This window comes from Thiomonas sp. 13-64-67 (assembly GCF_002282795.1).
GTDB classification, from domain to species: Bacteria; Pseudomonadota; Gammaproteobacteria; order Burkholderiales; family Burkholderiaceae_C; genus Thiomonas; species Thiomonas arsenitoxydans.
Genome location: NZ_NCKP01000002.1, coordinates 17,922 through 35,363, shown reverse-complemented (window position 1 = coordinate 35,363; position 17,442 = coordinate 17,922). Strand labels below are relative to the sequence as shown.

General features: G+C 66.1%; 26 protein-coding genes. 22 read left to right on the top strand and 4 right to left on the bottom strand.

What is annotated here, in order from left to right; genetic code table 11:
* Positions 1-1,236 precede the first annotated feature (1,236 nt).
* The 17 genes from B7X30_RS01040 to B7X30_RS00960 all read left to right on the top strand — a co-directional run bounded on the left by B7X30_RS01040 (position 1,237) and on the right by B7X30_RS00960 (position 7,486).
* Positions 1,237-1,476: a hypothetical protein gene (locus B7X30_RS01040; RefSeq protein ID WP_286728624.1), complete on the top strand. Its 240-nt coding sequence runs from the start codon at positions 1,237-1,239 to the stop codon at positions 1,474-1,476.
* 50 nt (positions 1,477-1,526) lie between these two features.
* Complete coding sequence (locus tag B7X30_RS01035; protein WP_286728623.1) at positions 1,527-1,976, top strand: DUF6573 family protein; 450 nt, start codon at positions 1,527-1,529, stop codon at positions 1,974-1,976.
* A 68-nt stretch (positions 1,977-2,044) separates the two neighbouring features.
* A complete protein-coding gene (locus tag B7X30_RS01030; protein ID WP_286728621.1) occupies positions 2,045-2,350 on the top strand; it encodes a hypothetical protein in 306 nt (101 codons plus the stop codon).
* Positions 2,351-2,431: 81 nt separating this feature from the next.
* The gene (locus B7X30_RS01025) at positions 2,432-2,572 is read left to right on the top strand and encodes a hypothetical protein (RefSeq protein WP_286728620.1); all 141 of its coding nucleotides are present in this window, start codon (positions 2,432-2,434) and stop codon (positions 2,570-2,572) included.
* Positions 2,573-2,576: 4 nt separating this feature from the next.
* On the top strand, positions 2,577-2,858 hold the full coding sequence (locus B7X30_RS01020) for a hypothetical protein (protein ID WP_286728619.1): 282 nt from the start codon (positions 2,577-2,579) through the stop codon (positions 2,856-2,858).
* Positions 2,859-3,118: 260 nt separating this feature from the next.
* Positions 3,119-3,601, top strand: coding sequence for a hypothetical protein (locus B7X30_RS01015; protein ID WP_286728618.1), 483 nt, complete (start codon positions 3,119-3,121; stop codon positions 3,599-3,601).
* 14 nt (positions 3,602-3,615) lie between these two features.
* On the top strand, positions 3,616-3,819 hold the full coding sequence (locus B7X30_RS01010; protein WP_286728617.1) for a hypothetical protein: 204 nt from the start codon (positions 3,616-3,618) through the stop codon (positions 3,817-3,819).
* A 61-nt stretch (positions 3,820-3,880) separates the two neighbouring features.
* Positions 3,881-4,231 (top strand): hypothetical protein, encoded by a 351-nt coding sequence (locus B7X30_RS01005; protein ID WP_286728615.1) that lies wholly within the window; start codon positions 3,881-3,883, stop codon positions 4,229-4,231.
* Positions 4,232-4,340: 109 nt separating this feature from the next.
* Positions 4,341-4,850, top strand: coding sequence for an outer membrane lipoprotein (locus B7X30_RS01000; protein WP_286728614.1), 510 nt, complete (start codon positions 4,341-4,343; stop codon positions 4,848-4,850).
* Complete coding sequence (locus B7X30_RS00995; protein ID WP_286728613.1) at positions 4,847-5,239, top strand: hypothetical protein; 393 nt, start codon at positions 4,847-4,849, stop codon at positions 5,237-5,239. Before B7X30_RS01000 ends, B7X30_RS00995 begins: the two co-directional genes overlap by 4 nt.
* 3 nt (positions 5,240-5,242) lie before the next feature.
* Positions 5,243-5,539: a hypothetical protein gene (locus tag B7X30_RS00990; RefSeq protein WP_286728612.1), complete on the top strand. Its 297-nt coding sequence runs from the start codon at positions 5,243-5,245 to the stop codon at positions 5,537-5,539.
* A gap of 106 nt (positions 5,540-5,645) precedes the next feature.
* Positions 5,646-5,900, top strand: coding sequence for a hypothetical protein (locus B7X30_RS00985; RefSeq protein ID WP_286728611.1), 255 nt, complete (start codon positions 5,646-5,648; stop codon positions 5,898-5,900).
* A complete protein-coding gene (locus B7X30_RS00980; RefSeq protein WP_286728610.1) occupies positions 5,893-6,192 on the top strand; it encodes a hypothetical protein in 300 nt (99 codons plus the stop codon). Before B7X30_RS00985 ends, B7X30_RS00980 begins: the two co-directional genes overlap by 8 nt.
* 14 nt (positions 6,193-6,206) lie before the next feature.
* Positions 6,207-6,374, top strand: coding sequence for a hypothetical protein (locus tag B7X30_RS00975; protein WP_286728608.1), 168 nt, complete (start codon positions 6,207-6,209; stop codon positions 6,372-6,374).
* Positions 6,371-6,697, top strand: coding sequence for a hypothetical protein (locus tag B7X30_RS00970; RefSeq protein ID WP_286728607.1), 327 nt, complete (start codon positions 6,371-6,373; stop codon positions 6,695-6,697). Before B7X30_RS00975 ends, B7X30_RS00970 begins: the two co-directional genes overlap by 4 nt.
* Positions 6,698-6,699: 2 nt before the next feature.
* The gene (locus B7X30_RS00965; RefSeq protein WP_286728606.1) at positions 6,700-6,966 is read left to right on the top strand and encodes a helix-turn-helix transcriptional regulator; all 267 of its coding nucleotides are present in this window, start codon (positions 6,700-6,702) and stop codon (positions 6,964-6,966) included.
* A 64-nt stretch (positions 6,967-7,030) separates the two neighbouring features.
* Complete coding sequence (locus tag B7X30_RS00960; RefSeq protein ID WP_286728605.1) at positions 7,031-7,486, top strand: pilin; 456 nt, start codon at positions 7,031-7,033, stop codon at positions 7,484-7,486.
* A 64-nt stretch (positions 7,487-7,550) separates the two neighbouring features.
* On the opposite strand, the gene B7X30_RS00955 is transcribed toward B7X30_RS00960, so the two are convergent.
* On the bottom strand, positions 7,551-8,684 hold the full coding sequence (locus B7X30_RS00955; RefSeq protein WP_286728678.1) for a site-specific integrase: 1,134 nt from the start codon (positions 8,682-8,684) through the stop codon (positions 7,551-7,553).
* 242 nt (positions 8,685-8,926) lie between these two features.
* Between B7X30_RS00955 and B7X30_RS00950 the strand changes: the two genes are divergently transcribed.
* From B7X30_RS00950 to B7X30_RS00935, 4 genes are read left to right on the top strand one after another with little or no spacing between them, the layout of a single operon-like run.
* Positions 8,927-9,466 carry a DNA-deoxyinosine glycosylase gene (locus tag B7X30_RS00950; protein ID WP_286728604.1) on the top strand — a complete coding sequence of 180 codons (540 nt, stop codon included), beginning with the start codon at positions 8,927-8,929 and terminating at the stop codon, positions 9,464-9,466.
* 1 nt (position 9,467) lies between these two features.
* On the top strand, positions 9,468-10,253 hold the full coding sequence (locus B7X30_RS00945) for a class I SAM-dependent methyltransferase (RefSeq protein ID WP_286728603.1): 786 nt from the start codon (positions 9,468-9,470) through the stop codon (positions 10,251-10,253).
* Between the two features lie 37 nt (positions 10,254-10,290).
* Positions 10,291-12,126: a type IV pilus assembly ATPase TfpB gene (gene tfpB / locus B7X30_RS00940; RefSeq protein ID WP_286728602.1), complete on the top strand. Its 1,836-nt coding sequence runs from the start codon at positions 10,291-10,293 to the stop codon at positions 12,124-12,126.
* A gap of 18 nt (positions 12,127-12,144) precedes the next feature.
* Entirely contained in the window at positions 12,145-12,978 is an 834-nt protein-coding gene (locus B7X30_RS00935) for a DUF4197 domain-containing protein (protein WP_286728601.1), read from the top strand.
* Positions 12,979-13,213: 235 nt separating this feature from the next.
* Here B7X30_RS00935 and B7X30_RS00930 read toward each other — a convergent pair whose 3' ends face one another.
* A complete protein-coding gene (locus B7X30_RS00930) occupies positions 13,214-14,050 on the bottom strand; it encodes an inositol monophosphatase family protein (protein ID WP_286728600.1) in 837 nt (278 codons plus the stop codon).
* 6 nt (positions 14,051-14,056) lie between these two features.
* Entirely contained in the window at positions 14,057-15,622 is a 1,566-nt protein-coding gene (nadB, locus tag B7X30_RS00925; protein WP_286728599.1) for an L-aspartate oxidase, read from the bottom strand.
* A 144-nt stretch (positions 15,623-15,766) separates the two neighbouring features.
* Between nadB and B7X30_RS00920 the strand changes: the two genes are divergently transcribed.
* Entirely contained in the window at positions 15,767-16,546 is a 780-nt protein-coding gene (locus B7X30_RS00920) for a class II aldolase/adducin family protein (protein ID WP_013105257.1), read from the top strand.
* A 30-nt stretch (positions 16,547-16,576) separates the two neighbouring features.
* On the opposite strand, the gene panC is transcribed toward B7X30_RS00920, so the two are convergent.
* On the bottom strand, positions 16,577-17,422 hold the full coding sequence (gene panC, locus B7X30_RS00915) for a pantoate--beta-alanine ligase (RefSeq protein ID WP_286728598.1): 846 nt from the start codon (positions 17,420-17,422) through the stop codon (positions 16,577-16,579).
* Between the last annotated feature and the right edge of the window lie 20 nt (positions 17,423-17,442).

Sequence of the window (17,442 nt, the reverse complement as noted above, 5' to 3'; positions counted from 1 at the left end):
CTTGGGGCGCCTCGCTCCCCTGTCTCCGTCTCGCTGCCGCTCGACTCCGCCAGTGTCCGCGCCGGTGTCGGCCCCCCCCGCCCGCGTGTCGTCGGGTCGGGGTTCGGCGCGGTCATGGCGGGGCAAGGGCCATGCCGTCGCTGCGCTCCGTCATGCCCCTTGCACGCCATTCCCTTGCTCACCCCCGGCCTCGGCGGCGGCCCTGCGGGCCTTGCTCGGCCTCTCCCCTCGCACGCGGGGGCAGCGGGCTGAACGCCCTTGCCCCGCAGTGTTCGTTCGTGTCTTCGCCTCACGCCGGTCTCGCCTTTGGGCGATCCCGGCGTGTGCGCTCGCACTCACTCCCTGCGGCTCCCCTACGCAGCCCAAGGGCTGCTGCGCGCCTTCGGCTTGCCTACGCGCCAGCCCCAAGCGCCAGCCCCTCGACAGGCTCGGGGCAGGCGGCTCGGGGCCGTCGCTGCGCGGCCCTGCGGGCCTTGCCGCCGCCACCGCTACGCGGTCGCGGCAACCCCATCAGCCCGGCCTGCGGCCCGGCTGGCCGCGCTCGTTGGCGCGGCTTTGCGCGGTGGCAAGGCACCGACGCTGCCCCCAAGACTGCGCTGCGCTCGCATCGCTGCGCGTCCGCTCGAACCGCCACGCCTGCGCTCGCCTGCGGCTCGACTCCGGCTTGCGTTTCTCGACTCCCGCTTGCGCTGCTCGACTTCGCTGCGCGGCCCGTTCCGGGCCTTGCCTTTCGCTACGCTCGCCCTATCTCGGGCTCGACTGCGCTGCGCGTCGGGCTACGCCCGACTTGCCTTTTCCGCTCGCCCCTCTCTCCCAGCGATAGCGCCGCAGGCAGGCCCGGCGCTTCGCGCCAAGCCCACAAGCACCCCGCCTGCGGCGGGCGCACAAGACCATATTCCGCCCGCAAGCGGGCGATAAATACGGGCCTACGGCCCGTCAGCGCGGCTCTGTGCTGACCTGCGCGGGTCGGCTGGTTGCGGACGCTCTCCTGGGCGTCATCACCAGCCGGTCAAGTGGTCGGGGCGACCTGCTGCGCCTCTCGCGGCACGTTCGCTGCGCTCACTGCAAGCCCTGCGCGCCAGCCCCTGCGGGGGCGTTCGGGGCGCTTCGCTGGCCCCTCACTCTGGCACTTGTCCTTGCAACCGCTCGTGCCCTGCGGGCACCGGCTTGCAGGCTTGCTCAATGACCCGACCACCCGACCGACCGGCGATGCCGAAACCCCCCAGGAGAGCAAACATGTCCGCAACCACCCTCAAAACACCCCGCGCAGATCAGCCCGCCGCCTTGCAAACAATCCCCTCTCCCCTCACTCCCAGCGATGGGCGCAAGAACGAACCAAAGCTAGTTCTGATGAGCTGGGCCGAATGGGCCGCGACACCGAAGGATTACAGGCTGGAGAAGGGCACGCAGCGCTGGGTGATGCGTGCACACCCAGCGGGCGGCGTCGGGCTGTTCCCTGTCCACATCACCGGCTGACCATCCCCGCCCTGCTCGATGGCCGGGCTACCCCCAAGAAAGGAACCACCATGCAAACCAATACCGCCACCACCATGACCGCCATTTTTGGCGAACCGATCTCCACCTACACCCGCGTGCAGGCGATCGAGGACGGCGTGCTGATCGACATATCCATCACAGCCCGCGAGGCGGGCATTGTCTGGCCCGTGGCGATGACCGCCGCAGCCTGGGCCGATTGTGTGGAGTGGACAGACCAAACCGAGAGCCGCAAGGGCTACACCGGACAGAGCGAGAGCGGCAGGCTCTGGGACGTGTGCTGGATGCTCTCGCGGGTTGTCCTGCGCGCCGCGCGGCTGGGCCTGACGGCCAGCCCGGCGCACCCCATGTACGTCGAACTTCTGCGCACCCCACGCGAAGGCCGGGGCGTCAAGCCCCGCCTGGTGCACCTGAAATTCGTCGTCGGCCCGGACGATGCCGGGCGGCCCTGCATCACTGTGATGATGCCGAGCGAGGACTGATCGCCCAATTCTTGGACGCGCCTATATTAGCAAGGGCTGCGACGTGCGGCCCGCAACTGGAGGACGAAATGAACTACCTTTTGGACTATGCAGACCTGCAAAAAATCTGTGAGCGCACCGCCAGAGCGGTCAAGCAAAGCCCAGATTTGACTGCCTCAGTCTGGTTTGACCCGGCGATCTGCCGGGTCGTCGTTGTTCACCGCGGATACCAAAACAATCTCATGAAGGGGTTTGAGGAGCTCGGCGAATTTCGCACTGATCGTTCCGTCAAGTCCATCACCGACGACCTTGTGGCCGGCCTGATCAATCTCCGCGCCGATGGTTTTGACCTGGAGATTTTGTCCCCCAAGCCGGACGTCTACGACTGCATCTGACCTCAAAGCCCGGCGGGCAATTCGGCGGCACGCCTATAGCACCAAGGGCCGCGATGTGCGGCCCGCAACTGGAGAACCGCCATGCTTTACATCGCCGCTATCGCCGCTATTTACCTCGTCACCATGCTCACCGTGATGCACTTTTCGATCGCCGCCGGGCTGGTGTTGCTCGCCATGGGCCTGATCGCCGGCGGCTCCGCCGCCGCCAGCCTCGCAGGGTGACGCCGTGCCAGTCTTGACCTGCACCCATCGCCTGCGCACCCAGGAGGGCCGGGCGGCTTTCGAATTTGAGTTCAGCATTGGCAACGCCCAGCGCATCACGTTCTATACCCAGCCCACCGGCTGGGCGCCGATGACGTGGCGCAACGAGGCCATCACCGCCGTGCAACTGGCGGGCATGGCGGGCATGGACGAAGCCCAGGCCGCCGCCGAGATCGAGGCTGCCGCAGCGATGTGCGAAGCCGAGTTCATCAAGTCCACCGGCCCGGCGCTCCGCGCCGTGGCCTGACTCATCACCCGCAGACCGGGCACCCAACACTAACGGCCTTTCACGGCTTCTATTCACCTCTCACGAGGTCTAGCGATCTTCCGCAATGCTTGCCACGCTCGATGGGCGCGCGGCTAAAGACCTCTAACGCATTCAATCGGTTTCTGACGATCTTTGCCTATACATGCGCCCCGCGCGGGGCGCATGGGTCACCCACACTGCGGGCAATTCGGCAGACGGCCTATCTCTACACGCCGCATCGTGCGGCTGGGAGATAGGACGTGAAACGAATCATCATCATTGCCGCCGGGCTGGTGGCGCTTTCCAGCGCCACAGCATCAGCCGCACAGTCCAGCCGCTGGGCGCTGGACATTAACGCCACGAGTTATCACACCGAGGCATGGGCAAGGCACAGCCTGAACCAGTCCAATCCCGGCATCGGCCTTGAATATCAGGCTACGTCCGACTGGTCCGGGCTGGCCGGTTTCTACCGCAACAGCTACAGGCGCACCACGGGCTATGCACTTGCAGCATGGACGCCGCTGCGCGTCGACCTGCCTGCTGGCCTGACGGCCAGCGCAGGCCTCGCCGCTGGCCTGGTCTCCGGCTATCGCCGTGACGAAGTGCCGACCTCGCCGCTCGCCGCCGGTGCGCTGCTTCGCATACGCGACGCCAGCGGCTACGGAATCAACCTGCTTGCGGTGCCAAACACGCAAAGCGGGTCGGGCTTCGTGGGCCTGCAGATCGTCATCCCCATCCGCTAACCCCGGAAGCCACCATGCAAAAAGACCTGCGAAAAATGCTCGCCGAGTTCGACGCCACCGCCAGCAAAACCGGCGGGAACCACTGGCGTGTCGTCTTGCCGTGCGGCGCCGTCGTCATCGCCAGCAACACGCCGAGCGACCGCCGCGCGTTGCAAGAAATCCGAGCCGACCTGCGCCGAGCGCAGCGCCGCGCAGGCAATTCGGCGGTACGCCTATAGCAGCCAGGGCGGCAGGTGCCGCCCGGATCAGCACAAACGAAAGGCAAACGAAAGGAACACCATGCAAAAGCAAGCCCAAGTCCAAGCCATGTACTACGCGGCCCACAAAGAAGGGACGTATTCCACGCCGCGCGAGGCGCTGTCCGCCACCCGCGCGCCATCTGACAAGATCGAGGCCTCCTTGTCCAAATCACGCGGCGATGCCGTGTTGCTGGACTTTGGCGGTTATGCCGCCTTGGCCACCCCCAGCCAAGACGGCAAGTCGTGGGATTTGTGGCGCGCCTTTACTGGCGAGGCGACCCCCGACCGGGCCGATGCGGAGGCGTTCATCAACGAGTTTCCCAAAGACCTTCAGGACAAAGGCACGTGGGCTATTTTCGAGTTCGTGCCCGGACACCCGCCCGTGCACTAACCCGAATCTCTCCACTCCCAAGCCCGCCACCCAGCGGGCTTTTTTTTCAATTCGGAGCGCGGCCTATAGCGCCAAGGCAGCAGATCGCCGCCCACAACTGGAGCAAATCATGTCGTACACCAATATCACCCGCAAACGCATTTGGGTTGCCTTGTTCTCAGCCGGGGTCTTGACCTTGCCAGCCTGCTCGGCCCTGCCCACTTCCTCAGCCTTTGGCTATAGCCAAGGCAACACGCAACAAGTGCAGCAAGTCCAGCTGGGCACCGTGCTTGCCGTTATCCCCGTGCGCATCCAGCCGCAAACCAGCGGACTCGGCCCGCTTGCCGGACTCGCCGCAGGCGGCGCGCTCGGTCACCAGATCGGCAATGGCCGCGGGCAAACCGCCGCGACGTTGATCGGTGCTGTCGCAGGCGCCATCGCGGGCAACCGTGCCGAAGCCGCGACCACCCAGTCCACCGGCGAACAGGTCACCGTGAAGCTGCAAAGCGGACAGGTGATCGCCGTGACGCAAGCCGCTGACGTGCGATTGCACGTCGGACAGCAAGTGCAAGTCGTCGGCGGCGGCTGGGGCGGGCAACCGGCCCGCGTGTTGCCACTAAGCCAAGGGGCCACAAAATGAAATACCTGAAATTGCTTGCGCTCGTGCTTTTGGCATGGGCCATCACCTATGCGGGCACGCTCACCCTCTCGCTCCGCTCCGTGGGCGGCGCGCCTGCGACTATCGCCACGCACATGATGCTGCCCGGCTGGAGCAGCTTCCGGTATGTGTACGAGGGCAAAACCTATACGGCGACACATGCCGATCTGGATAAGTACAAGGCGCGCGAGCGCGCGACGCCCCTGCCAACACTATTGTCCCAAGCCGTGGGCGTCGATACTGGGGTGCCCGGGGCGTATCTGCTGTACCTATGGCTCACTCACGCGCTGCCGTGGCTTGCGCTGCTGCTGACCTTGTGGCTGCTCAACATCGCATCAGGCATAAAGCGGCTCGCTGACGCGCTGGAGTGAGCCATGCAACCCACACAAAAAAAGGCTTTTACGCGCGTGGCAAAGGCCGTGGGCAGGGCGCGATTCGCAGAGATCGCGGGACTCGGCCTGACAAGCGCTCAGCTTGCCCGCCTCGCTGCACAAATGCGGAACGGCACCAAAGTTTGCACCACCGCGCGGGGCCTCGTGCTGCTGCTCGACGCCGCGCGAATGCTGGACATTGACACCGAAAGCGGACGGCGGCAACGCCGCCCACGGAACCACATGCAGTCGCACCCGAACCAGTGCTCACTGTTCAACGACAACCGGCCTGATCTGTGACCTGCCCACCTGCCCCCCCAAGCCCGCCCAGTGCGGGCTTTTTCAATTCTTGGGCGCGCCTATAGCAGCAAGGGCAGCACATCGCCGCCCACAACTGGAGAACGAAATGAACCATGAAGAATTTTTGAAGCGGCGCACCGACGCGCTCATGCGCGAGATCGGCGGCATGTCACTGGCGCGTGTGGCGGCAGAGGGCGACCCGGACGCCGCGCGGGAAGCGGTGCGGCTGCTGGATGCCTGGCTGACCCGCGCCCTGACCCGCGCCGAATGCGTGCAGGCGCGCGAGGCTGCGCAGGGCCTTGGCGTTGACCTGCTGATGTTCGACGCGGCGCAAGCCGAGAAGGAGAAGAACCATGAATAACGACACGCCCGAAATCGACGATTCGGAAATCCCCGACAGCGCATTTACCGGCCCCGCGCCCACGCGCGAGGCCAAGCCTGAGCACAAGCCTACCGGCAACGTGCCGGACGGCCCGGCCTGCCCGGAAAAGTGCAAGGACGAGCAGGGCCGTGCCGTGCACACCTGGCGCAACACCACGCGCAACGGCAAGGCCTACTTTCGTTGCAGCCACTGCAAAGGTTGCTGGTGGCCGGATCGCGACGAAACGTCGCGCATCGATCCGGCGAGCAAATGGCCGCCGCTGAACAAGTAGTCAAGGAGAAAAACATGGAATCACTCACGGGGAAAGTCGCAGCAGCAGCCTTGGCGCTGCTGGCAATGGGCGCGCTGGGCGTGCTGGTCTATCAAGCCGCGCAGTCCAACACCACCGCGCAAGCGATGGTGCTCACCGCAACACAAAACGCTGCGCAGGCGGGGAAAGGAGCCGTGAAATGAACCTGACCGAACAACAATGGGGCGCGCTGTTCCTGGCGCTGGGGCAAGTACCGACCATCGACGTCGCGATGAACTGCGACGACCGCGAAACGCGTGTGCTGAACGAACTGGCCCGCAAGGGCCTGGACTGGCAGCAGCGCGGGTTTCTGCACTATGGCACCGGCGACCGCCTGGACGCGCTGGACCTCGCCCAGCGGCTGGGCATCGACCCGGCCACCGCCGAGCCGGTACCCGCCAAAAGCGAAGACCAGATGCAGGCCGAGCTTTCGCGGGAGTGGTTCGACGAGTTCATGGACATGCTGACCCGCGTCGAGGGGGTGTAGCCATGGACACTGAAAAACTTCTGGACACTGCAGGCGCAGCCGCCTTGCTCGGCATCGGCAAGTCCACGCTCGATCATGACCGCAACGGCGGCGACCTGCGCGTGCCGTTCATCAGGATCGGCGCCCTCGTGCGCTACGACCCGCAAGCCCTGCTGGCATGGGCACGCGCGCGGATGGTCAACCCGCCGCCACCGGCGGGGACGCCGCCCGAGCCGCAGGCCCAGCCGGAACCCCCGCGCCGCCGTGGACGCCCACGCAAGGCGGTTTGACGCTTTGCCGTGTGCCTGCGGGGTACACGGCAGCACGTTCGCTGCGTTTCCATGGAGAAGCAAAATGAAGAAGCAGATTCAGCAGGGTTTCACCCTGATCGAGTTGATGATCGTGGTTGCGATCATCGGCATCCTGGCCGCCATCGCGATCCCGATGTACGGCAATTACACCAGTCGCACCCATGCAGCGGCCACCATGTCCGAGTTGAACTCGGTCAAGACGGCTGTGGCGTTGTGTGCGCAGACCTACGGGGGCTTGCAGTACTGCGGAACGCTTGGGCAGCACGGCCTGCCGGCGCAAATTACCTTGACCGGCAATGTGCTGTATTCGGCCACCCTTGGCGCCAATGGCGTGATCAACGCGACCAGTGCGGCGACCACGTCTGGCGGCACACATCTGACCGTGATCGACACCCCGACAATGGGCAGCGGCGCCACCGCCATGACCTGGACCAACACCGGCACGATTTGCGACGGCGGCACGCGCGGCCTTGCCAGTGGCGAAGGCGACTGCCCCTGATCGTTGACTCCCGGCCCGCCGTGAGGCGCGCAGCGAACCCCAACCCCGCCCGCGCGGGGTTTTTTTATCCCAGCTTCTGCGCCAGCTTCTCCGCTTCGATATGGGTGTATCGCTTGAGCATGGACAGTGACTTGTGGCCCGTCATGCTCGCCACTTCCATGATGCCCAAGCCCTTCTCGAACAGGCGCGATGCGGCTTCGTGTCTGAGGTCGTGGAAGCGCAGATCGGTCAAGAACTTGTCGTTCTGCTCGATGCCTGCCAGCAGCGCAGCCGTGCGCGGCGCGGGCTTGCGATGCTTGTAGACCACCGCGCGAATCTCGGCCTCAATTGCATCAACGGACAGGCCATCGGCGGCCAGCGCTTCGCGCAGGCGGCCCAGCACATGCGCCTTGCGTGCTGCGAGCCGATGCCGGCGGAACGCGAGTGAGAAGCCGTCAGGCGTAGCCCAGCCGAACACCTTGCCGTCAATCCGGCGGGGCAGGCTTTGCAAGGCCGCCACCGCGACGCTGGACAACGCCACAGTCCGGCTCTCGCCGTTCTTGGTGTCCACCAGGTGCGCCGTGCGCCGGCGCAGATCGACGCGCGACCACTCCAGCCCGCAGATTTCGCCGCGGCGCATGCTGGTCTCGACCGCAAGGATGACGAACGCCAGCAGGTCGGGCCGCTCGGACTGCAAGGCATCGAACTCGCCAGGACGCAGCCGCCTGTCGCGCGCCTTCGGCATGCGCGGCTTGCGGATTTTGTGCACCGGGTTTCCGGCGGGAAGGTCAATGCTCAAGTCCTTTTCCGCGAAGGTAAACACGGCCCCGAGTGCATTCAGGTTGTGAAGCACAGATTGCGGGCCAAGCCCGAGCCGCGCCAGGTCATGCGACCACGCGGCAATGTCAGCGCTGCGCACATTCGCGAGGAACAAGGAACCAAAGCGGGCCTTGGCACGTGTGAGGTGCACACGGACCGACGGCGCAGACTTTAGGTCGGGCAGGCGCTGGGCGGAATACAGGTCGATGGCTTCGGCCACGGTCATGCGTTGCGCCTCTTGCCTCAACACGGACACATTGCCGCGTTGCAATTCGCGCTCGATCTCGCGTGCCCACGCCTCAGCATCAGCCTTGAGATCGAACGTGCGACTGATCGATGGCGCGCCTTTGCGGCGCACTTGCGCACACCAACCGGCGGGGCGGTGCGTGATGTAGGCCATGCGGAACTCCAGTTGTCGGACACCCCGTAATAGGCCTGTCCAGGAATTGAATTCCCACTGGATTCCCACAAACGCCCCCGGCAATGGCCGAGAAGCGAGCATTCATGCGGGTTGCAGAGCATTCCAAGCCTTGCTTGGGAAGCTGCCGTTCTGCCATTGAACTACACCCGCAGTGCGATAAAGCAGTCGATTATAAGCAGGTGCTTGGTGGCGGCCATGGCGGCAGCGGCGACAATGATGGCATGGCTCGTTCGTCCGCTTCCGCCCTTGCTCCTGTTGCGCCTTCCGCGCCGATGCTGCGGGGGCTGGCGCCCGCGGTGCGGGGCGATTGCCGCCTGCTGGTGCTGGGCAGCTTCCCGAGCGTCGCCTCGTTGCAGGCGCAGCAGTATTACGCGCATCCGCGCAATCAGTTCTGGCCCATCGTGGGCGATTTGTTCGGGCTGGAACTGATGCAGCGGCCCTACGCGCAGCGCATCGAGGCGGTGTGCGAGCGCGGGCTGGGCATCTGGGATGTGTACGCCCACTGCCGCCGCGAGGGCAGTCTGGACAGTGCCATTGCGGATGCGCTGCCCAATGATCTGCCCGCCCTCGTGGCGGGCCTGCCTTCGCTGCAACTCATCGCGCACAACGGGGGCGAATCGGCCCGCGCCATGCGCATCACCCGCAACCTCGGCCCCGAGGTGCGCCGTCTGCCCTCCACCAGCCCGGCGAATGCGAGCTGGAGTCTGGAGCGCAAGCGTGCCGCCTGGCAGGAGGCATTCATCGCTGCAAAACTCATTTGATATGGCCCGTAAACCCACCTTTCCCCAACCCACCCTTTCCGAAGAAGACGGCGTGCGTCATTTGCATCTGGGCACGCCCTGGATTCAGGGCAGCATGCGCATCGCCCGTCCCAACGATCTCGAACTGGAGTATGTGCAGCGCATGATGGCCTGGATGCTGCTGTTGCCCGACAAAGCCTGGCGCGGCGGCACGGCGGTGCAGCTGGGCCTGGGCGCCGCGGCGATCACCAAATTCATGCTCAAGCGCTTGCGGCTGCCCTGCGTGGCGGTGGAGCTGAATCCGGGCGTCATTCTGGCCGCGCATCGCTGGTTTGCGCTGCCCGAGCCTGGCGGCAAGTTGCAAGTGCTGTGCGCGGATGCCGGCGCGTATGCGGCCGACCCCGCCCATGCGGGCAGTGCGGCGGTGTTGCATGTGGATATGTACGACGAGCAAGCCGCAGCCCCCGCGCTGGAGTCTGCCGAGTTTTATGCCGCATGCCGCCAACTGCTGGGCGAGCAGGGGGTGATGGTGGTCAATCTGTTCAGCGGGCCGGGCCATGTGCGCGTGCTGGAGCGCAACCTGCAGCGCATTGTCGCGGCGTTCAACCAGCCGGGCGACAGCGTGTGGCAGCTGCCGCCCAACCGCGACGGCAACCTCATCGCCATCGCCCTGCGCGACGCCACGCAGAGCCCGCTGCCGACGCGCGCGCAGTTGCTGGAGCGCGCCGATGCCGTGGCGCAGCGCACCGGCGGCCTGCCGGCGCGGCGCTGGGCGCGCTTGCTCAAGCGCCTGCATCCGGCGCGTTAACACGGCGTCACAAGGGGCTGTCCTACACTCGGTTTTTATGGACGTTTCCCGCCCCCCCACTCGCTCGGCCGACCCTTCCGCCCCGCCCAAGGCGCGATCTGCACCGGGTGCGCCGCCTGCGGCGCAGGGTCGGCTCGATTGGCGCGAACTGCTGCAGTGGCTGGAGGCAGACGGCCTGATTGACGCGGCTGCGGGCCGCTACGGCTGGGAGCGCTGCGCTCACGCCAGCGGCAAGCTGCATGCGCTGCAGCGCGTGGCGCTGGCCGGGCTCAAGCGTCTGAGCGACGGCCGCACGCTCGATCTGGATGTGCTGACCGAATGGCTGGCGCAGCGTGCCAATCTGCCCTATTTGCGCGTCGATCCGCTGAAGGTCGAGATCAGCAAGATCGGCGATCTCATGTCCACCAGCTACGCCGAGCGCCACCGCATTCTGCCCGTGGCGGCCTCGACCGAGGCGGTCACCATCGCCACCTGCGAGCCCTTCGACCGCGGCTGGGTGCCCGAGATGGAGCGCATGCTGCGCCGCCCTATCGAGCTGCAGGTCGCCAGCCCGGCCGACATCACCCGCTACACGGTGGAGTTTTTCAACCTCGCGCGCTCGGTCAAACATGCGCAGAAAAACGGCAGCACCGGCGGGGTCAACCAGTTCGAGCAGTTGGTGGAACTGGGCCGCAGCGGCAAGGCGCTCGACGCCAACGACGCCGGCGTGGTGCAGGTGGTCGACTGGCTGTGGCAATACGCCTTCGAGCAGCGCGCCTCTGACATCCACCTCGAGCCGCGGCGCGACATGGGAGTCATCCGTTTTCGCATCGACGGTGTGCTGCACACGGTTTATCAGGTGCCCGGCTCGGTGATGGGCGCGATGACCAGCCGGGTCAAGCTGCTCGGTCGCATGGACGTGGTCGAAAAGCGCCGTCCGCAAGATGGCCGCATCAAGACCCGTCGGCCTTCGGGCGACGAGGTGGAGCTGCGCCTGGCCACCATGCCCACGGCGTTTGGCGAAAAACTCGTGATGCGCATCTTCGACCCCGACGTGGTCGTGCGCGATATGCCCGCCCTCGGCTTTCCGGCGCACGAAGCGCGCGACTGGCAGCGCCTGACCCATCAGCCCAGCGGCGTCATCCTCGTCACCGGGCCCACGGGCAGCGGCAAGACCACCACGTTGTATTCCACCCTCAAGCGCCTGGCTACCGAGGAGGTGAACGTCTGCACCGTGGAAGACCCGATCGAGATGGTCGAGCCCGCGTTCAACCAGATGCAGGTGCAGCCCGCCATCGACCTCAGCTTTGCCGAAGGCCTGCGCGCGCTGATGCGGCAAGATCCCGACATCATCATGGTCGGCGAAATCCGCGACCGCGAGACTGCCGACATGGCCGTGCAGGCCGCGCTCACCGGGCATCTGGTGCTGTCCACCCTGCACACCAACGACGCGCCGTCGAGCATCACCCGCCTGCTCGAACTCGGCGTGCCGTCCTATCTCGCCAGTGCCACCTTGCTAGGCGTGCTGGCGCAGCGTCTGGTGCGCACCCTCTGCCCGCATTGCAAGCAGCCCGACGATGCCTTCGACCAAGAGGCCTTTCGCGCGGCCGTGGCGCCGTGGAAAACGCAATCTGAGGTGCGCCCCTACAAACCCGTGGGCTGCGTGGAATGCCGCAACACCGGCTATCTCGGCCGCATCGGCCTGTATGAGCTGCTAAGTTGCAGCGAGGCGCTGCGGGCGCTGCTGGTGCGCAGCCCGGAACTCGGGCCGCTGCGCGCGCAGGCCATCAAAGACGGCATGAAGCCGCTGCGCCTGGCTGGCGCCATCAAGGTGGCCGAAGGCGTCACCACCCTCGACGAAGTGCTGCGCGCCACCCCCGATCCACAACGCTGACCCCCCCCGGAGAGCACGATGAAAACACGTCCCCTTGCCTTGCCCGTTGCCCTTGCCGCCGTGCTGGCGCTCGCCGCGCCACTGCCCGCAATGGCCTTCGATCTCGGCAACCTGACCAACCAGCTCAGCGGCGCGCTGGGCACGGCGCAAGCGCCTGCGCAGCCAGCCGCGCAACCTAACTCGGCCGGGCAGGGCGGCGGGGCGTCTTCGGGCGCGGTGAATGCCGCGGTGGCGGCGCTGAGCAACGGCGAAGTCGATCAGGGGCTGAAGACCGCACTGTCGCGCGGCGCGGACATCGCGGTGAAAGAGCTGGGCCGCGAAAACGGCTTCTATGGCAACGCCAAGTGGCGCATTCCCCTTCCGCCCGCCATCGAGAAGGCCAGCGGCCTGATGCGCATGGCCGGCATGGGCGCTCAGGCCGACCAGCTCGACCTTGCCATCAACCGTGCCGCGGAAGCCGCCGTGCCCGAAGCCAAAACCTTGCTGGTGGATGCAGTGAAAAGCATGTCGGTGCAAGACGCCAAGGGCATTCTCACCGGGGGCGACGAGGCCGCGACCGATTACTTCAAACGCAAGACCGAAGCGCCCCTGACGCAAAAATTCCTGCCCATCGTCACCCAGGCCACCGACAAAGTCGGCCTCGCCCAGACCTACAACCGCTTCGCCGGGCAGGCCGCGCAGTTCGGACTCGTCAAGGCCGATCAGGCCAGCATTCAGCAGTACGTCACCCAAGAGGCCCTCAACCGCCTGTACCAAGCCATCGGCGAGCAGGAAAAAGCCATCCGCACTGACCCCGTGGGCACCGGCAGCAAGCTCCTAAGCAAAGTCTTTGGCGCGGCGCTGGGGCGGTGAAGACTGCGCGCGGGAGTGCTCGGGTGCTACGAGGTCAGACCTTGTTCGTTCATAGGCTCCGTTCGTTCAATCCAGCTTTTTCCGAACTTCGATAACCATTGGTCTCTGAACGCGTAAATACCATACAGGTTGTCGTTGGGAGTGGAAGCGGGCTCACGGATTGCTATGCCTTATGTAAAACACAAATACGGATTCATTTCCAGATGACAAGAATCGCGCGTGATTTCCAGTGCATTCACCGACCCACGCGGTCATTCTCCGTCAGCCAGTGTGTCCACTGCGCGAACAGTCCGGCGTCACCCGCGCACACGGCCGAGCGTTTTTCCAGGGTGTTGTTGAACACGGCTTCGCCGGCCAAGGTTTGTCCATGGCCGCCGGCTTCGCTGAGGATGAGGCCGCCTGCGGCGTAGTCCCATAGGCCCTGGCTGCCGTGCAGGTAGAGGTGGAAGCGGCCTGCGGCGACCCAGCACCAGTCGAGCGCTACTGAGCCGATGGAGCGTTGCGAGCTGTAGGGTGGGCGCATCGCCAACTGCGTGGCCAGCGGGGCTGAAAGCCGCTTGAAATCGATGCAGGCAATGGTCTTGGATAGCGGCACTTGTGTGGCGGGTGCGCGCAAGGGCTGGCCGTTGAGAAATGCGCCGGCGCCCAGGGCGGCGCTGAAGACTTCGTCGCGCATCACATCGACGACGACGCCCAGCCGAACCCGGCCGCCCTGTATCCACGCCAGCGAGGGGCCGAACACCGGCAGGCCGGCGGAGAAGTTGCTGGTGCCGTCCAGCGGGTCGAGCACCCACAGGCCGGGGCCGTCTGGCGAGGCGGCTTCTTTCGCCATGAGTTGCTGTTGCGCCTCGGCGGTCATTTCTTCGCCCAGCAAGGGAATGTGCGGCCAGAGGGCGGCGAGTTCGTGTTGCACACGGGTTTGCATCGCCAGATCGGCGTCGGTGACCCAGGTACCGTCGGCCTTCAGGCGCGGGTCGGGCGACTGCGCACGGGGCAGAATTTCGGCGCGTGCGGCGTTGCGCAGCAAGGCGCTGACCAGGGCGAGATCGGGGAGGGCGTGCGGTGTGGGCATGGGCATTCAGGGCACGAGAATGGTGGGCGCTGCGGGCGCGGCGGTCTGCGGCCAGTCGAGGCTGTAGTGCAGGCCGCGGCTTTCGTGCCGCAACTGCGCCGAGCGCACGATGAGAGCGGCGACTTGCAGCAGGTTGCGCAGCTCCAGCAGGTCTCGGGTGACGCGGAAGTTGGCGTAGAACTCGTCCACCTCGGCTTGCAGCAGGGCGATGCGGTGCGCGGCGCGCTCCAGCCGCTTGTCGGTGCGCACAATGCCGACGTAGTTCCACATCATGCGACGCAGCTCGTCCCAGTTGTGGCTGATGACCACGAGTTCGTCGGCGTCGCTCACGCGGCTTTCGTCCCAGCGGCGGGGCGTGGGCACGGCGGGGGGCGTGGCTTCCAGGATGGCGAGCGCAGCGGCCTTGCCGAACACCGCGCATTCCAACAGGGAGTTACTCGCCAGCCGGTTGGCGCCGTGCAGGCCGGTGTAGGCGACTTCGCCTGCGGCGTAGAGGCCGGGCAGATCGGTGCGGCCCGACAGGTCGGTGAGCACGCCGCCGCAGGTGAAATGCACTGCGGGCACCACAGGTATGGGCTCGCGCGCCATGTCGATGCCGAGTTCGAGCAGGCGGGCGTGAATGGTGGGGAAGTGCTGGCGGATGAAGGCTTCGCCCTTGTGGGTGATGTCGAGATAGACGCAGTCGAGGCCGCGCTTTTTCATCTCGAAGTCGATGGCGCGGGCCACCACGTCGCGCGGGGCGAGTTCGGCGCGCGGGTCGTGCGCGGGCATGAAGCGGGTGCCGTCGGGCAACACGAGTTTGCCGCCTTCACCGCGCACCGCTTCGGTGATGAGGAAGCTCTTGGCTTTGGGGTGATACAGGCAGGTGGGGTGGAACTGGATGAACTCCATATTCGCCACGCGGCAGCCCGCGCGCCAGGCCATGGCGATGCCGTCGCCGCTGGCGGTGTCGGGGTTGGTGGTGTAGCGATACACCTTGCCGGCGCCGCCGGTGGCCAGCACGGTGTGCGCTGCGGCGAACGTCTCGACCCGGCCACTGGCGGTGTCGAGGGCGTAGGCGCCCCAGCAGCGCGGGCTGGCCTTGCCGTCCACATGACGGTCGGTGATGAGATCGACGGCAACATGGTTTTCCAGCAGGGTGATGTTGGGATGGGCCTTGGCGCGGGCGAGCAGCGTGGTCTGGATGGCTGCGCCCGTGGCGTCCACCACATGGGCGATGCGGCGTTGGCTGTGGCCGCCCTCGCGGGTGAGGTGCAGCGCGGCGCCTTCGGTGTCGAAGGGCACGCCTTGTTCGCGCAGCCAGGCAATGGCGTCCGGCCCGTGCTCGATGACAAAGCGCGTGGCTGGCAGATCGCCCAGCATCGCTCCGGCCACCAGGGTGTCGTGCACGTGCTCCTCGAAGCTGTCGCCCTCGGCCAGCACCGCGGCAATGCCGCCCTGCGCCCATTGGCTGGACGAGACGTCAAGCGTGCGCTTGGCCTGCACCGTCACCTTGAGGCGCTCGGCAAGATGCAGTGCGGTGGACAGGCCGGCCAGACCGGCGCCGAGGATCAGAACATCACTTTGGGGCATGGTGGGTCAACGCGTGGAGAAGGGGCGTCAGTGAAGGGCGATGAGAACGTGATTGTCCCTTCTTCGCGCGGCCAGCGCCTTGTTCGCTGACAAGGCGCGCAAATGGGCCGAAAATCAGCTTCCATAAAAACGAAGGAGACAAACATGAACATACCGAACCTGGAACACGCGGTGGACCCGCAGGAATGGGCGCTGCGCTGCGATCTGGCGGCTTGTTATCGGCTGGTGGCCTTGCACGGCTGGAGCGATCTAGTGTTCACTCACATCAGCGCCAAGCTGCCGCTTTCGCTGACCGGTGGCGACCACCAATTTCTCATCAATCCCTATGGCCTGATGTTCGAGGAGATCACGGCGTCGAGTCTGGTGAAGGTGGACGCCGAGTGCAACAAGCTGAGCGAGAGCCCCTATCCGGTCAATCCCGCAGGTTTCGTCATCCACAGTGCGGTGCACGAGGCAAGGCCGGACGCGGGCTGCGTGCTGCACACCCATACCCGCGCCGGAGTGGCGGTGAGCGCGCAGGAGCACGGCGTGTTGCCCATCAGTCAGCAGAGCACTTTCGTGCTGGCGTCGGTGGCCTATCACGACTATGAGGGCGTGGCGTTCCGTTCCGACGAAAAGCCGCGTCTGCAGGATGATCTCGGGGACGCCAACTTCCTCATTCTGCGCAATCACGGCCTGCTGACCGTGGGCGCGAGCATCGCCGATGCCTTTCTGGGCATGTATGTGCTGGAGAGCGCCTGTCAGATCCAGATCGCCGCGCTGGCGGGTCAGCAGGGGGCGGAAGGGCTGCGCCAGGTGCATCCGCGCATTCTCAGCGGCGTGGCAGAGGCCATGCGAGTGCAGACCGGTGGCATGGGGGGCGCCTTTGTCTGGCCTGCGCTGCTGCGCAAGCTCGAACGCACCGATCCCGGATACCGGGCTTGAGGGCGCCGTCTCAAGGTTGCCGGGGGGCGTTCAGCACTCCAAATTGTCGATCAGCCGGGTGCGGCCCAGCCGCGCCGCACCCAGCACCACGCAGAGCGTCCGCTGGCTCAGGTCGAGCGCGGTAGGCGGCTGCAGGTCGGCGCGGCGGCGCAGGGTGAGGTAGTCGGGCGTCCAGCCGAGATGGTCGAGGCGGGTCATGGCCTGTTGTTCGAGCAGGTGAATCTGCTCGGGGGCGGTCGCGCTGCGGGCGTCTTCGGCCAGGGCGCGCAGGGCGGCCTGGAGTTGCGGCGCCTGCACGCGTTCTTCGGGCGTGAGGTAGCCATTGCGCGAAGACAGTGCCAGTCCGTCGTCGGCGCGCACCGTGTCGAGGCCGATGATGGTGATGGGCAGGGCGAACTGCTCGACCATGCGACGGATGAGAAGCAACTGCTGATAGTCCTTTTTGCCGAACACGGCATGGCGCGGCTGCACCATCTGGAACAGCTTCATCACCACGGTGGCCACGCCTTCGAAATGACCGGGGCGGGCGGCGCCGTCGAGAATGCCGGCGATGGCCGGATCGGGCAGCACGCGGAAGGTCTGCGGCTGCGGGTACATCTCGGCTTCGTCAGGGGCGAACAGCAGGTCGCAGCCGGCGTCGGCCAGCAGCGCCGCGTCGTGCGCAAGGGTGCGCGGGTAGCGGTCGAAGTCTTCGTTCGGCCCGAACTGCAGGCGGTTGACGAAAATGCTTGCCACCACCGGGACGTTTTCCTGCCGCGCGCGGGCGATCAGGCCCAGATGGCCGGCGTGGAGGTTGCCCATGGTGGGCACCAGGGTCCAATCGGGGTGCGGTTTGAGCGCGGCGCGCAGGTCGGCGACGGTGTGGACGGTCAGCATGGGCAAGGGCGGGAGGAAGA

Coding starts and splice junctions, on each gene's coding strand:
- B7X30_RS01025 (WP_286728620.1), top strand. CDS start 2,432: ATGCTTTACATCGCCGCTATCGCCGCTATTTACCTCGTCACCATGCTC.
- B7X30_RS00955 (WP_286728678.1), bottom strand. CDS start 8,684: ATGGCCTACATCACGCACCGCCCCGCCGGTTGGTGTGCGCAAGTGCGC.
- B7X30_RS00960 (WP_286728605.1), top strand. CDS start 7,031: ATGAAGAAGCAGATTCAGCAGGGTTTCACCCTGATCGAGTTGATGATC.
- panC (WP_286728598.1), bottom strand. CDS start 17,422: ATGCTGACCGTCCACACCGTCGCCGACCTGCGCGCCGCGCTCAAACCG.
- B7X30_RS00990 (WP_286728612.1), top strand. CDS start 5,243: ATGCAACCCACACAAAAAAAGGCTTTTACGCGCGTGGCAAAGGCCGTG.
- B7X30_RS01000 (WP_286728614.1), top strand. CDS start 4,341: ATGTCGTACACCAATATCACCCGCAAACGCATTTGGGTTGCCTTGTTC.
- B7X30_RS00970 (WP_286728607.1), top strand. CDS start 6,371: ATGAACCTGACCGAACAACAATGGGGCGCGCTGTTCCTGGCGCTGGGG.
- B7X30_RS00985 (WP_286728611.1), top strand. CDS start 5,646: ATGAACCATGAAGAATTTTTGAAGCGGCGCACCGACGCGCTCATGCGC.
- B7X30_RS01035 (WP_286728623.1), top strand. CDS start 1,527: ATGCAAACCAATACCGCCACCACCATGACCGCCATTTTTGGCGAACCG.
- B7X30_RS01040 (WP_286728624.1), top strand. CDS start 1,237: ATGTCCGCAACCACCCTCAAAACACCCCGCGCAGATCAGCCCGCCGCC.
- B7X30_RS00965 (WP_286728606.1), top strand. CDS start 6,700: ATGGACACTGAAAAACTTCTGGACACTGCAGGCGCAGCCGCCTTGCTC.
- B7X30_RS00920 (WP_013105257.1), top strand. CDS start 15,767: ATGAACATACCGAACCTGGAACACGCGGTGGACCCGCAGGAATGGGCG.
- B7X30_RS00945 (WP_286728603.1), top strand. CDS start 9,468: ATGGCCCGTAAACCCACCTTTCCCCAACCCACCCTTTCCGAAGAAGAC.
- B7X30_RS00930 (WP_286728600.1), bottom strand. CDS start 14,050: ATGCCCACACCGCACGCCCTCCCCGATCTCGCCCTGGTCAGCGCCTTG.
- B7X30_RS01010 (WP_286728617.1), top strand. CDS start 3,616: ATGCAAAAAGACCTGCGAAAAATGCTCGCCGAGTTCGACGCCACCGCC.
- tfpB (WP_286728602.1), top strand. CDS start 10,291: ATGGACGTTTCCCGCCCCCCCACTCGCTCGGCCGACCCTTCCGCCCCG.
- B7X30_RS00980 (WP_286728610.1), top strand. CDS start 5,893: ATGAATAACGACACGCCCGAAATCGACGATTCGGAAATCCCCGACAGC.
- B7X30_RS01005 (WP_286728615.1), top strand. CDS start 3,881: ATGCAAAAGCAAGCCCAAGTCCAAGCCATGTACTACGCGGCCCACAAA.
- B7X30_RS00950 (WP_286728604.1), top strand. CDS start 8,927: ATGGCTCGTTCGTCCGCTTCCGCCCTTGCTCCTGTTGCGCCTTCCGCG.
- B7X30_RS00975 (WP_286728608.1), top strand. CDS start 6,207: ATGGAATCACTCACGGGGAAAGTCGCAGCAGCAGCCTTGGCGCTGCTG.
- B7X30_RS00935 (WP_286728601.1), top strand. CDS start 12,145: ATGAAAACACGTCCCCTTGCCTTGCCCGTTGCCCTTGCCGCCGTGCTG.
- B7X30_RS01030 (WP_286728621.1), top strand. CDS start 2,045: ATGAACTACCTTTTGGACTATGCAGACCTGCAAAAAATCTGTGAGCGC.
- B7X30_RS00995 (WP_286728613.1), top strand. CDS start 4,847: ATGAAATACCTGAAATTGCTTGCGCTCGTGCTTTTGGCATGGGCCATC.
- nadB (WP_286728599.1), bottom strand. CDS start 15,622: ATGCCCCAAAGTGATGTTCTGATCCTCGGCGCCGGTCTGGCCGGCCTG.